Origin of the sequence: Halolamina pelagica (genome assembly GCF_900115675.1) — an archaeon.
In the GTDB taxonomy this organism is placed as follows: Archaea; Halobacteriota; Halobacteria; order Halobacteriales; family Haloferacaceae; genus Halolamina; species Halolamina pelagica.
The window spans coordinates 65,652-78,891 of record NZ_FOXI01000003.1 but is presented as its reverse complement, the minus strand read 5'-3'; the positions used below and the strand labels follow the sequence as shown (position 1 = coordinate 78,891).

13 protein-coding genes are annotated in these 13,240 nt (G+C 68.2%); 2 read left to right on the top strand and 11 right to left on the bottom strand.

Features of this window, described 5'->3' with window-relative positions:
• Positions 1 to 157: 157 nt before the first annotated feature.
• From BMZ83_RS05065 to BMZ83_RS05015, 11 genes are all read right to left on the bottom strand, one after another.
• Complete coding sequence (locus tag BMZ83_RS05065) at positions 158 to 1,588, bottom strand: V-type ATP synthase subunit B (RefSeq protein WP_074876330.1); 1,431 nt, start codon at positions 1,586 to 1,588, stop codon at positions 158 to 160.
• Positions 1,588 to 3,354, bottom strand: a complete 1,767-nt coding sequence (locus BMZ83_RS05060) for an ATP synthase subunit A (protein ID WP_074876328.1) — start codon at positions 3,352 to 3,354, stop codon at positions 1,588 to 1,590. Before BMZ83_RS05060 ends, BMZ83_RS05065 begins: the two co-directional genes overlap by 1 nt.
• A gap of 2 nt (positions 3,355 to 3,356) precedes the next feature.
• On the bottom strand, positions 3,357 to 3,683 hold the full coding sequence (locus BMZ83_RS05055; RefSeq protein ID WP_074876326.1) for a V-type ATP synthase subunit F: 327 nt from the start codon (positions 3,681 to 3,683) through the stop codon (positions 3,357 to 3,359).
• Entirely contained in the window at positions 3,680 to 4,735 is a 1,056-nt protein-coding gene (locus tag BMZ83_RS05050) for a V-type ATP synthase subunit C (RefSeq protein WP_074876324.1), read from the bottom strand. Before BMZ83_RS05050 ends, BMZ83_RS05055 begins: the two co-directional genes overlap by 4 nt.
• Positions 4,732 to 5,313 carry a V-type ATP synthase subunit E gene (locus BMZ83_RS05045; protein ID WP_074876322.1) on the bottom strand — a complete coding sequence of 194 codons (582 nt, stop codon included), beginning with the start codon at positions 5,311 to 5,313 and terminating at the stop codon, positions 4,732 to 4,734. The genes BMZ83_RS05050 and BMZ83_RS05045 overlap by 4 nt, the downstream gene beginning before the upstream one ends.
• A 21-nt stretch (positions 5,314 to 5,334) precedes the next feature.
• Positions 5,335 to 5,589: an ATP synthase subunit K gene (locus BMZ83_RS05040; protein WP_054583090.1), complete on the bottom strand. Its 255-nt coding sequence runs from the start codon at positions 5,587 to 5,589 to the stop codon at positions 5,335 to 5,337.
• A gap of 188 nt (positions 5,590 to 5,777) precedes the next feature.
• On the bottom strand, positions 5,778 to 7,922 hold the full coding sequence (locus BMZ83_RS05035; RefSeq protein ID WP_074876320.1) for a V-type ATP synthase subunit I: 2,145 nt from the start codon (positions 7,920 to 7,922) through the stop codon (positions 5,778 to 5,780).
• The gene (ahaH, locus tag BMZ83_RS05030; RefSeq protein WP_074876318.1) at positions 7,909 to 8,241 is read right to left on the bottom strand and encodes an ATP synthase archaeal subunit H; all 333 of its coding nucleotides are present in this window, start codon (positions 8,239 to 8,241) and stop codon (positions 7,909 to 7,911) included. Before ahaH ends, BMZ83_RS05035 begins: the two co-directional genes overlap by 14 nt.
• Positions 8,242 to 8,483: 242 nt before the next feature.
• The gene (locus tag BMZ83_RS05025) at positions 8,484 to 9,437 is read right to left on the bottom strand and encodes an electron transfer flavoprotein subunit alpha/FixB family protein (protein ID WP_074876316.1); all 954 of its coding nucleotides are present in this window, start codon (positions 9,435 to 9,437) and stop codon (positions 8,484 to 8,486) included.
• Entirely contained in the window at positions 9,434 to 10,231 is a 798-nt protein-coding gene (locus BMZ83_RS05020; RefSeq protein WP_074876314.1) for an electron transfer flavoprotein subunit beta/FixA family protein, read from the bottom strand. The genes BMZ83_RS05025 and BMZ83_RS05020 overlap by 4 nt, the downstream gene beginning before the upstream one ends.
• 73 nt (positions 10,232 to 10,304) lie before the next feature.
• Positions 10,305 to 11,336: a helix-turn-helix transcriptional regulator gene (locus BMZ83_RS05015; RefSeq protein WP_074876312.1), complete on the bottom strand. Its 1,032-nt coding sequence runs from the start codon at positions 11,334 to 11,336 to the stop codon at positions 10,305 to 10,307.
• A gap of 96 nt (positions 11,337 to 11,432) precedes the next feature.
• Here BMZ83_RS05015 and BMZ83_RS05010 point away from each other — a divergent pair, with 96 nt between their 5' ends.
• Together BMZ83_RS05010 and BMZ83_RS05005 are read left to right on the top strand one after the other, a co-directional pair.
• Positions 11,433 to 12,701 (top strand): DUF7096 domain-containing protein, encoded by a 1,269-nt coding sequence (locus tag BMZ83_RS05010; protein WP_074876310.1) that lies wholly within the window; start codon positions 11,433 to 11,435, stop codon positions 12,699 to 12,701.
• Between the two features lie 37 nt (positions 12,702 to 12,738).
• Positions 12,739 to 13,239, top strand: a complete 501-nt coding sequence (locus tag BMZ83_RS05005) for a type IV pilin (protein WP_245748685.1) — start codon at positions 12,739 to 12,741, stop codon at positions 13,237 to 13,239.
• Position 13,240 lies beyond the last annotated feature (1 nt).

Below are 13,240 nucleotides of genomic sequence, written 5' to 3'. Positions count from 1 at the left end.
ACACGCGCGAAGGACGGGGTCGCGCTTTGCCGAGTGAGAACGGGGAGAGAAACGCGGAGGGGAGAAACCGTCGTCGCACGGGACTGTCTACACGATCGCGGCATCGGTTCCGACGAGCGATACGGCGGTCGCTCGCGGGCACGCGCCGCGATCGGGCTTAGTCGTCCGCGGGTGCTTCCTCGGAGCCGGCGTCGTCGTCGACGTCGGCGTCCTCGACGTAGTACTCCTCGATGAGGTCCTCGCCGATACGGTTGAGCTCCGTCTTCGGTAGCAGCGAGATGAGCTCCCAGCCGATATCGAGCGTCCGGTCGATGTCGCGGTTGGTTCGGAACCCCTGATCGACGAACTCGGACTCGAAGCGGTCGGCGAAGTCGAGGTACTTGTTGTCGGTCTCGGAAAGCGCCTCGCGACCGACGATGTTCACGAGGTCGCGCAGGTCCTCACCCTGTGCGTACGCCGCGAACAGCTGGTCCTTGAGGTCGCCGTGGTCCTCGCGGGTGAGCCCCTCGCCGATCCCGTCGTCCATCAGCCGGGAGAGGCTGGGCAGGACGTTGACCGGCGGCTCCATTCCCTTGCTGTCGAGGTCGCGGTCCATCACGATCTGCCCCTCGGTGATGTACCCCGTCAGGTCCGGGATCGGGTGGGTGTCGTCCTCGCCGGGCATGGTGAGGATCGGGATCTGGGTCACCGAGCCCTCGCGGCCGTCGATGCGGCCGGCCCGCTCGTAGAGCTGGGCCAGGTCGGTGTACATGTACCCGGGGTAGCCACGCCGACCGGGGACCTCCTCCCGCGCGGCACCGATCTGCCGGAGCGCCTCGCAGTAGTTGGTCATGTCCGTCAGGATCGTCAGGACGTGGTACCCCTTCTCGAAGGCGAGGTACTCGGCGGTGGTCAGCGCCATCCGCGGCGTGACCGTCCGCTCGACCGCCGGGTCGTCGGCGAGGTTCATGAACACGACCGAGCGCTCCAGCGCGCCGGTGCGCTCGAAGTCGTCCATGAACTCGTTCGCCTCCTCCTGGGTGATCCCCATGGCGCCGAACACCACGGCGAACTCCGACTCCTCGCCGGCCTCGTCCTCCTCGGGGACGGTCGCCTGCCGGGCGATCTGGAGCGCGAGCTCGCTGTGGGGCAGCCCCGAGGCGGAGAAGATCGGGAGCTTCTGGCCCCGGACCAGCGTGTTCATGCCGTCGATGGCGGAGACGCCGGTCTGGATGAACTCCTCGGGGTACTCCCGGGAGACGGGGTTGATCGCCTCGCCGACGATGTCGTGTCGCTCGTCGGGGACGATGTCGGGACCGCCGTCGATGGGGTTGCCCGAGCCGTCGAGCACCCGCCCGAGGAGGTCCTCGGTGACGGGCATCTTCAGCGTCTCGCCCGTGAACCGCACGGACGCGTTGCGGTCGATACCGCTCGTGCCCTCGAACACCTGGATCGCGACGAGATCGTCGGCGGACTCGAGCACCTGCCCACGGAGCGTGTCCCCGTCGGCAGTCTCGATCTCGACCATCTCGTCGTACCCGATGGACTCGTCGACCTCCGCGAAGACGAGCGGGCCCGAAATCTCGGTGATTGTTTTGTACTCTTTCATCAGTAGAGCTCGCGAAGCTGGGTTTCGATCTCCTCTTTCAGCTCCTCGACGTGTTCGTCGACCTCGTCGTCGGGAGTGGTTGCGATGCGGTTGAGCTTCGGCGCGGCGTCGATGGCGGTGATCTCGTCGATCGGGACGCCGGCTTCGAGCGCCTCGAACGCCTCGTCGTCGAACGTCTTGATCGCGCCCAGCATCTTGAACGTCTTCTCGGGCGGACAGTACTGGTCCACCTCGATGAAGGCGTTCTGCTGGAGCCAGCCCTCACGGATGTAGCGGGCGACCTCCAGCGTGAGTCGCTGGTCGTCGGGCAGGGCGTCCTCCCCGACGAGCTGAACGATCTCCTGGAGTTCGCCCTCCTCGTCGAGGATGTCGACGGCCCACTGTCGCCGGTCGGGCCACTCGGCCGAGACGTTCTCCTCGAACCACTCGTCGAGCTGATCCCGGTACAGCGAGTAGGAGTCGTCCCAGTTGATCGCCGGGAAGTGCCGGCGCTCGGCCAGGTCGGCATCGAGCGCCCAGAACGTCTTGACGATACGCAGCGTGTTCTGGGTCACCGGCTCCGAGAAGTCACCGCCCGGCGGCGAGACGGCGCCGATCACCGAGATCGACCCCTCGCTGCCGTTGATGTTCTCGAAGTAGCCGGCTCGCTCGTAGAACTGGGAGAGGCGCGCGGCCAGGTAGGCCGGGTACCCCTCCTCGCCGGGCATCTCCTCCAGTCGGGAGGAGATCTCGCGCATGGCCTCGGCCCACCGGGAGGTGGAGTCGGCCATCAGCGCCACGTCGTACCCCATGTCGCGGTAGAACTCCCCGATGGTGATCCCGGTGTACACACAGGACTCCCGTGCGGCCACCGGCATGTTCGAGGTGTTCGCGATGAGCGTCGTCCGCTCCATCAGCGGGTTCCCGGTCTGGGGGTCGGGGAGTTCCGGGAAGTCCTCGATGACCTCGGTCATCTCGTTGCCACGCTCGCCACAGCCGATGTAGACGACGATGTCGGCGTCGGCGAACTTCGCGAGGCTCTGCTGGGTGACGGTCTTCCCGGAACCGAACGGCCCCGGAATCGCCGCCGTCCCGCCCTTCGCGAGCGGGAACAGGCCGTCGAGGATGCGCTGGCCGGAGATCAGCGGCTCGGTCGGGGTCTGCTTCTCCTCCACCGGGCGGGCCTCACGCACCGGCCACTCCTGGTGCATCTGGATCTCCTCGCCGTTTGCGAGTTCGACGACCGTCTCCTCGACGGTGAACTCGCCGGCCTCGACGGCGGCGACCTCGCCGCCCTCGTAGTCCGGCGGGACCATGACCTTGTGGTCGATGGTCTGGGTCTCGGGGACCTCGCCGACGATGTCGCTGGGTTCGACGGTGTCGCCTTCCTCGACGGTGGGCTCGAACTCCCACGTCTGCTCCATGTCGATCCCGGGGGCGTCGACCCCGCGGTCGAGGAACGGCGACCCCATCTTCTCCTCCAGCACGTCCAGCGGGCGCTGGACGCCGTCGTAGATGGAGTCCAGCATCCCCGGACCCAGGTCGACCGTCAGCGGCTCGCCCGTGTTGACGACGGGTTCGCCGGGGCCGACCCCCGAGGTCTCCTCGTACACTTGGACCGTCGTGACGTTGCCCTCGATCTCGATAACCTCGCCCATCAGTCCTTCGTCGCCCACGTAGACGACGTCGTTCATCCGGGCGTCGAGGTCGACGGCGGTCACGACCGGACCACTCACGCTCTCGATCTGGCCGCGGTCTTCCGCGGCGACGTCTGTTGCCTGACTCATTATTAGTCCTCGTCGTCCATCAGGTCGATCCCGATGGCTCGTTTGATCTGGTCGCGCAGTCCGCCGCTGCCGGCGCCACCGCCGAGCGTCACGAGCGTCGGTTCGACGCTCGTCTCGACGTCCTCGCGGGTCCCCCGCGAGAGGTAGTCGAGGTCGTCGTCGTGCATCACGATGATGCCCACGTCGTCGTCGGTCATCGTCGACGCGACGGCGTCGTCGAGCCGATCCGCCTTCTCCTCGTCGGGGACGTCCTCGAACTTCCGGACGCCGGCGAGGCGGAACCCGGTCGTGAACTCCGGGCTCCCGATCACGGCGATCTCCTGACTCATTCTACCACCAGTTCCGCCCGAATCTCCTCGGGGTCGAGCCCCGCCTGCGTGCCTCGGGCGATGGCACGGATGTTGTCTACCTCACGCTCCTTCGCGAGCACGAACGCGATCACCGGACACACCGACATCGGGTGGGCGTGACCGGCGTTGCGGGCGTGCTCGACCAGCGCGGCGTCGATGGCGTGCTCGAAGCCGATGAGGCTGTCCGCTTCGGCCATCTCGTCCAGCGCGCCGGCGAGTTCGTCGCCGTAGCGGCTCTCGCGGATGTGCTCGACCAGCTGGTCGCGGTTCCGGGAGAGCGTCGAGAGCTCCTCGGGGGTGAACAGCGTGCCGCCCTCGATGAAGTACTCGGCCGGGTCGACCTCCGCGCCGCTCCGTGCGAGTCGCAGCGCGTTGCGCACGTTGCGGAAGTCGATCTCGGCCTGCAGGTACTCGGCGTAGGCCGACTCCGGCCCCGCGCCGCTGGCGCTTGTCACGCCCTCGAACAGGTTCTCGTAGTACGCCCGGTCGATGGCGTTCTCCAGCGGGACGAGCATGCCGGACTCGTCGTACTCCTCGGCGGCCGCGGCGAGCGGGTCGCCGAAGATGGTGCCGTCGAGCAGGTCGACGATCGCGTCGACGCTCTCCGCCTCGACCAGTTGGTCGAGCAGCGCGTCGTCGAACTCGCCGGCACGGATGAGGTCGTCCTCGACCGCCTCGGGGTCGGTTCCGGCGTAGACGCCGCGGACGGCGGTCTTGACGTTCCACGCGTCGAACTTCCGCAGGTAGCGGGCGACCTGCTCGTAGAGGCGGCCGTTCGCCCACGCGAGCAGTTCGTCGAACGTCTCGGCCAGTCCCGCGTTCAGGGCGTACTCGATCAGGTCGACGCCCGAGAACCGCGATCCCAGCCGGTTGATCGGTCCTTGATAGGTCGATTCCTCCATGTAGCGGGAGATCTCGTCGGGGCTCATCCGCAGCAGCTTCCGGTAGTCCTCCTCGTCGAACAGCGTCGCACGCCGGGCGCTCACGCGAGCGTTGACGTACTCCGGGTTGGAACTGCCGGTTGCGCTCATTCTTCGAAGAGGCGTTCGCTGATGCGTTTGAGCTCCTCGTCCCAGACCTCCGCGATCACGGAGTCGAAGGTGTTGTCCACGCTGACGCGGGAGCTCTCGCTCTCGACGACGACGCCGCCGAGGCAGTCCTCGGTGCCGGCGAGCGACCAGCCCTCGTACTCCGAGAGCAGGTCCGTCAGCATCGCTTCGTCCGACTCGCGGCCGTAGACTTCGACGTCCGCGTCGTCGTCGAACTCCTCGGCGGCCGCATCCAGCAGCGAACGGGTCAGCTCCTCGCGGCGCTCGCCGTCGATCTCGGCGACGCGCTCCTCGAGCTGTTCGCGGACCCGCTCCAGCACGTCACGACGGGCTTCCAGGCGCTTCTGTTTGGCCGTGAGCTTCGCGCTCGACAGCGCCTGTTCGCGCTCCTCGTCGATCTGTGTCTGGACTTCCTGCTCGCGCTGCTCGACGATCTCCTCGGCGTCGGCCTCCGCCTCCGAGATGATCTCCTCTACCCGGCTCTCGCCCGCTTCGCGTATCTCCTCGGCACGCGCGCGGGCTTCGTCTCGAACGTCCTCGACGACGGTTTCCAAGCTCATGAGCGGAAAGGGAGAGGAAAGTTACGCCAGGATCATGGCGACCAGCGCGAAGATCAGGATCGTCTCCGGCAGGACCGTCAGGATCAGGGCCTGCACGAAGAGATCGTCGTCTTCGGCGACGGCGCCGACGGCGGCGGACCCGATCCCACGCTCGGCGTACCCGGCACCGAGACCGGCGAGACCGACCGCGAGGGCCGCCATACCCGTCGAGGTGATGGCCGGACCACTTGCGTCCTGCAGTACGAGGCTTGCGACTTGGAGTGCGTTTTCGAACATAGGGGTATCCACTCGGATTCGTAGTCGGTCGTCTCCGAACAGGCGTAGTTGGCCCCACGACGGTCATAAACCTTCCCAAAGGCGCCGAAGAGAGCGTGCGAGACCGGCACACACGTGGGGAGAGAATCGGGACGGCGTCGTCGCTCACCGGGACTGATCGAAGCGCGAAGGAAAAACCGAGCGGCCCGCTACTCCTCGCGGCTGTGGACGCGCTCGTAGCCGAACGGCTCGTACTCGCGGCCGCCGCCGTCGAAGAACTTCGAGAAGAACTCGTAGTACTCGAGACGCACCGCCTGCAGGCCGGCGCTGGTGACACCCAGCGCGAGCACCAGCATGTGGCCGAGCACGAGCACGAGGATCCCGCCGAGCAGCGAGGCGACCCCGCCGTGCATCAGGCCGCCGAACAGCACCTCGGTCACCTCGTGACCGTGGTACATGTCGCCGACCTCGTAGGCCTTGCCGGTCATGAAGTGCCACGACGCCTCCTCGCCCTCGCCGGTGACGGCGACGCCGAAGAAGAACAGGTTGACCGCGAAGGCCATCCCCGCCTTCGCCAGCAGCACCGCCGCCAGTCGGGCGTAGGAGAGCACGTTCACCAGCGCGTCGAAGATCTCGACGACCTCGGCGGGCGCGCCGAGGAACAGCAGCACGGCTCCCAGCAGGAACAGGCCGATCCCGGCCTGCCCGACGATCACGGGGAAGCCGCTGAAGCCGAGTTCGAAGGCGGCCTCGGGGCCGCTATCGAACACCGTGAAGATGAACCCGGGCTTCGAGCCCTGGAACCACTTGCTAGCGATGAAGATCCAGAGGCCGTTCATGGCGAAGATCCACGAGAGCTTCTCCGTGACCGCCTCCTCGAGCCCGTGGAACTGGAGCTCCTCGAAGAAGCCCAGCACGTAGCCGAGGTTGAGGTGGACCAGCGCGGCCATGGCGCTCACCAGGATCCACGCGGGCACCCAGTAGCTGTACTCGGGGATGAGCCCCTTGTGCAGCGGTGCGTGACCACCCCAGACGACCTCGCTGACGGTGTGGAGGCCGAATATCTCGCCGTAGAGGAAACCGAACACGACCGTCGCCAGCCCCGCCGCGATCGTCACGCCGCCCATGCTCTTGAAGCCGGGACTGTCGTACTGCGTGTAGAGGAAGCCGCCGATGGCGGTGTACACGAGCCCGTAACCGACGTCGCCGATCATGAACCCGAAGAACACCGGGAACGTCAGGAACAGCAGGGCCGTCGGGTCGAACTCCTTGTAGTTGGGCCGACCGATCGCCTCGACCAGCACCTCGAAGGGCTGGACCAGCCCGTTGTTGTCCTGCACGACCGGCGGTTGGTCCGAGCCGATCGTGGTGCCGCCGTCGGCGACGGCTTCGCCCTGCTCGTGGACGGCCTCGCCGTCGGACTTGAACGCGGCGCGTTCGACCTCCTCGACCTCGATCCGGTCGCCGAGCGCCTCCTTCAGCGCGGCGTTGACTCGCTCGTACTCCTCGGTCGGGATCCATCCCTCCGCGACGAACGTGTTCTTCGTCGTGGCGAAGGAGAGCGGCGCCTCGGCCTTCTGAACCTGAATCGAGAGGTGCTCCTCGGCGGCCAGCAGGAACTCGGCGTGCTCGCGCTCGAACTCGGCGATTTCGGCCTCGACCTCCTCGATCTCGGACTCGATGCGGTCCTTCTCGCTCTCGAGTTCGCGGACGTAGGACTCGGGCGCGACCTCGGCGTCGGGCACGTCGATGCCCGTGAACGCGGCGCCGACGAGCGCCTCGTCGAGCACGTCCTCGGCGTGCTCGCTGGGGTAGACGAACACCGCGAGCACGTCGTCGCCGGTGAAGATCTCGTACTGGCGGACGCCGTCGGCCTCGAGCAGTTCGTGCTCGACGGAGTCCGCGTCGCCCCGCCCGACCGCGACTTCGAGGCTGTCGTAGCCCGAGAGCAGGTTCATGTCGATCCCGAGGTCGACGAACGGCCGTGCGGCGTCGAGCCGCTCCTCGACACCCCGGAGCTCGTTCCGGAGCGCGTCGCGCTCGTCGTCGAGCTCGTTCACGCGGTCCTGGATCTCGGGGAGCGTCGTGGCCAGTTCCTCCTCGGAGATGGAGCGGTCGGTCTCGACCGACTCGGCGTCGATGTCGAGCATGCTCTTGATCGAGCGGACGGTCACGAGCTTCTCGGAGGCCTGTTCGGCTTCGGCCTCCGGATCGCCCGGCTCGAACCCGTCCCACGAGCCGTCGTACTCGGAGACGTCGAGGACGTTGGCGTCGTGGACGACCTCGATAGCCGACCCCATCACCCGCTTGGAGCCGGCCACCGAGAGCTTGCTCATCCGTTTAGGCCTGAGCATGCACCGCCTCCTCGAACTGGTCGACCGCGTACTCCACGGCCTCCTCGACGTTCTCTTCGGCCGCCTCGGTCAGGGCTTCGCGCTCTTTCTCGCCCTCCTCGAGGATCTCCGCTTTCTCCCGCTCGATCTCCTCGCGGGCCTCCGCGAGGCGCTCTTCTTCGAGTTCGTCGGCCTCCCGTTCGGCCGTCTCACGGATCTCGGTGGCCTCGTCCCGGGCCTCGGCGATCCGCTCCTCCTTCTCCCGGCGAGCCTCCTCGATGATCTCGTCGGCGTCGGCCTCCGCCTCCTTGATCCGATCAAGAACTTCCGGTCTGGGCATTAGCTGATCAGTTCGTGGTTTTTCCGGGCCGTATAAGGTGTTTGCGAAAGCGAGCGGTGGATCAGGCCGGTTCCGGGGCGTCGAACGGTTCGCGGTCGACAGGTGGTCACCGCGGCGAAGCGGTCCGGTCACCGACTGGTCACCGCGAGCGAGGGCGACGCCCGAGCGAGCGGGCCGACGAGCGACCGACGGCAGCGAGGAAGGCTTTTGCCAGGGCCCTCCGGGGCCCGCAGCAAAAGGTTCTACTCGAACTCCTCGATCAGCGCCGGCACCACGTCGAACAGGTCGCCGACGATCCCGTAGTCCGCGATGTCGAAGATCGGCGCGTTCGGGTCGGTGTTGATCGCGATGATCGTCTCCGCGCCCTTCATCCCGGCGACGTGCTGGACCGCGCCGGAGATCCCGATCGCGAGGTACACGTCCGGCGTCACCTGCTTCCCGGACTGCCCGACCTGTCGGTTCTTCGGCAGCCAGCCGTTGTCGACGATCGGCCGCGACGAGGACAGCGTCGCCCCGGTCGCGTCACACAGGTCACGGATCAGGTCGAGGTTCTCCTCCTCCTCGATCCCGCGGCCGATCGAGACCAGGAAGTCGGCCTCGGAGATGTCCACGTCGCCGCTGCCGACCTCCTCGTACCCCTGCACTCGGGCGCCGTCGTCGACCGAGTCGGCGTCGAACTCGAACGCCTCGAGCGACGCCTCGCCGGCCCCGCTCGCCGCCGGCCACTCGCCGCTCCGGATGCTGACGACGAACTGGTCGCCGGCCACGTCGACGGTGGTCTCCACCTTCGAGCCGTACATCTCGCGGGTGACGGTCAGCCCGTCGTCGTACGCGACGTCGACGGCGTCGCTCGCGTAGGGCAGCCCCAGCGAGTCGGCGACTGCGGGGGCGTAGTCCAGCCCGTTGACCGAGTTCGGGAGCAGCAGTGCGGCCGGGTCGAGCTCGGCGTGGAGTGCCTCGGTCGCGGCCGCGTACGTGTCGTGGTCGAACTCCTCGCCGGCCTCGACAGTGTGGATGGCGTCGACCGCCGGCGTGTTCAGCGACTCCGCGAACGCCTCGACGGAGCCGGAGATCACGGCGACGTGGAGGTCGCCCCCGAGCGCGTCGGCCAGTTCGCGGCCCGCGGTGATCCCCTCGTAGCTCACGTCGCGCAGGTCGCCGCGGCGGTGTTCCGCGACGAACAGCACGTCGCTCATTCGCCGACCACCCCCTTGTCCCGCAGGACGTTGGCCAACTCCGTGGCGGTCTCCTCGGCGCCGCCCTCGAAGATGGTCGCGTCGGACTCGCTCTCGGGTTCGTACATGTCGGTCAGTTCGAGCGCGCCGTCGACGGTTTCGGCGTCGAGGCCGAGGTCGCTCAGGTCGTGGGGCGCGATCTCCTTCTGCTGGGCCTGTCGGATCCCGCGGAGGCTGGCGTAGCGGGGCTCGTTGATCCCGGTCTGGATCGATAGCACGGCCGGGAGGTCGACCTCGGTGATCTCCTCGACGCCGCCCTCGAGTTCGCGCCGAACCGTGGCGACGTCGTCGCCCGCCGCGTAGTCGAGGTCGTTGACGACCGCCGCCCACTGGTAGCCCACGCGGTTGGCCAGCGCGACGCCGGTGGCGCCGAGGGCGTCGTCGGCGGCCTGCACGCCCGTCAGCACCAGATCGGGCTCTTCCTCGGCGACCACCTGCTCGAACACGCTCGCCTTCGCGTTCACGTCGAGCAGGGTCTGGTCGGCGATGGCGTCGTCCCAGACACGGACCGCGCGGTCGGCCCCCTTCGCCAGCGCCATCCGGATGGTTTCCTCGCTGCGCTCGGGGCCGATGGTGGCGGCGACGACTTCGACGTCCTCGTCGGCGGCCTCGGCGATCTGGACCGCCGCCTCCACGGCGTAGTCGTCCCACTCGTTGAGGTCGTACTCGAGGTACCGATCGTCGATGGATAGCCCGTCGATCTCGAAGTCGTCCTCGACGGCTGCCACCTCCTTGACGGTTACCAGAACCTTCATCGGCACGAAATTCCCGTGGCTGGGGGTAAATCCTTTCGCTATGCCTTCACGCGGATGAGCCCGCGAAGGGACCCTACTCCTCGCCCTCGTCGTCGGGGAGCGAGATGACGTTCTCCCGACCCAGTCGGAGCTTCTCGACGCGACCCTCCTCGGCCATCCGGGAGAGCAGCTGAGAGACTTTCGCGTCCGACCAGTCGGTCTCCGCGACGATATCCGCCTGCCGCATCCGGCCACCGTTGGCCTCGACCAGCGCCTCGACGCGCTCCTCGTCCGAGAGGAGTTCGGGGTCGACGCCACCCTCGTCCTCGTCGGACTCGTCCGCGTCGGTAACCGGGGGCTCCGTCGGCGACGAGTCGTCGCCGTCCGCGGCGATCGGCTCGTCACCGCGCCAGCGCCACACTGCCAGCACGAGTACGACCAGGAACAGCAGGCCGAGCAGCGCCGCGGCGAGCGCGTCGACCCCCTCGTCGGGGTCGACGGGACCGTCGGGCGACTCGCCCGGGCTCTCCTCGGCGGCGTAGGTGACCGAGAACTCCTCGGGATCGAACGACTCGGGGCCGGTGACGACCAGCGAGTCGTTCTCCTGTCGGGCCTCGATGCTGCGCTGGATCTCGTAGCCCGGCGGCGTTCGGATCCGGACCTCCTGGCCGGACTCCAGGGAACGGAGCCACGTCCCGTCCTCGGTCAGCAGCGCGTCGCTGAGCTCGTAGCCGTCCCCGGTGGGGTCGAGGAAGTTCGTCCACTGGAAGTGGAGCACCAGCGTGCCGGAAGCGTTGCCCACGGTGTAGTCACGCTCGACGCCCGTGATCGACATCTCCCGATCGGCCGCCGTCGACGCCGCCCCGGCGGCCGACTCGAAGAAGGCGATCCCCGGTGAGGCCGCCGCCTCACCGTCCTCGAACTCCTCGGCAAACGTCCGGAACCCCGCCCGTTCGTCCTCGGTGTCGAACGGGATCGTCGTCCGGACCGTCCAGTCCGCGTCGCCGTCGGCCCGGAGGTCAACGTCGAACGTCGTCGTCGCTGCAGCGACGTCGGGCGACTCCTGGGCCACCCCTACGCCCGAGAGTGCGCTGACTAACAGGAGGGCGACGACGACGTACCGCATGTTCCCAGCGTGACAGCGCCCGGGCAAAACGCTTTCTATCACCCCTCCGGGGCGCTCCGGCGAGTTTTAAGGGAGAGGCCCCGGTAGGTATCGCTGATGAGGTCCCTCGCGATCATCGCCGCACTCGCCCTCTCCCTGGCTCTCGCCGTGCCGGCGGGTATCGGCGCGGCCGGCGCCCCGCCGGCGGCGCCGACGGACAGCCTCCAGACCCGCGACACCGTCGCCACGACCACGCCGGCACAGGTTGAGGGAGAGTTCAACCGGAGCAACCAGACCCGGGTGCTCGTGGTGCCCGACGGTGCCGTCCAGCGGAGCGAAGTCGACGGCGCGACGCTGAACCTGGGTCCGGCGGCGGAGTTCAACGGCAACGTCACCGCCGTCGAGGTCGAGACCGCCGCAGTAGTCGAGTACATCCGCGCGGCCGAGGACGAGAGCGAACGCAGTCGTCGCATCATCCAGGCGTCCTCGACCGTCGAGACCGAGATCATCACGCTACGCGACCGCCAGGAGGAGGCCATCCGCGCGTTCAACGCCGGCGAACTGACCGCCGAGGAGTTCGTGATCGAGCTGGCGACCGTCTCCGCGAAAGCCGACGCGCTCGAGGCCCGGATGGTCAGACTCACGGAACTCGCCGACGGGATCGACGGGTTCAGCCTCTCCCGGCCGACCGAGATCCGGTACGAGCTCCGCACGTTCGGCGGGCCCGTCCGTGAGCGCGCGGTCGACGCGGTTCGGGGCGTCGACGACCCGACACAGTTCTTCGTGACCACCGGCCCCGAGGGGTACGAACTGGCGACCGTCGACGACGGCTACTACCACCGCGAGGCGTTCCGCGGTGCAGTCAAGTCCGGGGACAACGGTGCGACGATGGAGCCGAGCGAGGCAGTCAACGTGACCCGGGAGAGCTACCCCGATATCTTCCGGTACGGGGATCCCTCGGCGACGACCTCCGGGACGACCAACATCGTCACGGTCTCCGGGGGCGGCCGCTCGCTGACCGCGTTCGTCGACAGCGGCTCCGAGCGCGTGTTCAAGGAGTATCAGCGCTTCTCGCTCGAACAGTACCGGTCGGACTCGGTCGCGTCGAACACGATCAACGGGATCAACGTCAGCGTGAACCGCACCTACCCCGGCGGGCCGCTGCGGATCACCGTCACCGACGCCGAGTCGGGCGAGCCGATCGACCTCGCGGTCACGCTGAGTCAGGGCCAGGCCGAACGCACCGAGATCGGCCGAACCGGCGACGACGGCACGATCTGGGCGGTCTCCCCGCGGGGGAGCTACACCGTCCTCGCGGTCGGCGACGAGACGACGGCGGCCTACGTCGAGACGAACGCGACCGAGCCGCCGGAGATCGAAGGCTGACCGAGAGTTGAAGTAGGGGAGCGCGACCAACCCCGGCGTGCTCCCCACCGACGCCATCCCCGCACCGACCGACTCGGACCGCGCCGTCTCCCCGGCGCTCGGCGCGGTGGTTCTCGTCGGGATCACCGTCGCTGTCGCCGTCGTTCTCGGCACCGTCCTGTTCGGCCAAGCCGCCGCACTCGGGGTCTCACCGCCGACGGCGTCGTTCGACGTGGCGGCCGAGGGCGACCGCATCACGCTCTCCCACGAGGGCGGCGACGCCGTCGACGTGCACGCGCTCCGGGTCGAGATCAGCGTGAACGGCGAGCCGCTCGCCCACCAGCCGCCGGTGCCGTTCTTCGCCGCCGAGGGGTTCCACGGCGGCCCGGGGGGCGCGTTCAACCCCGAGACCGACGACGAGTGGACCGTCGGGGAGACGACGACGCTCCGGGTCGCGGGGACGAACGAGCCCGCCCCCGAGGCGGGCGCGCGGCTGACGGTCGACCTGCTCTACGGCGACCACCGGTTCGCGTCGCTCTCGACGCGCATCGACGAGTGAG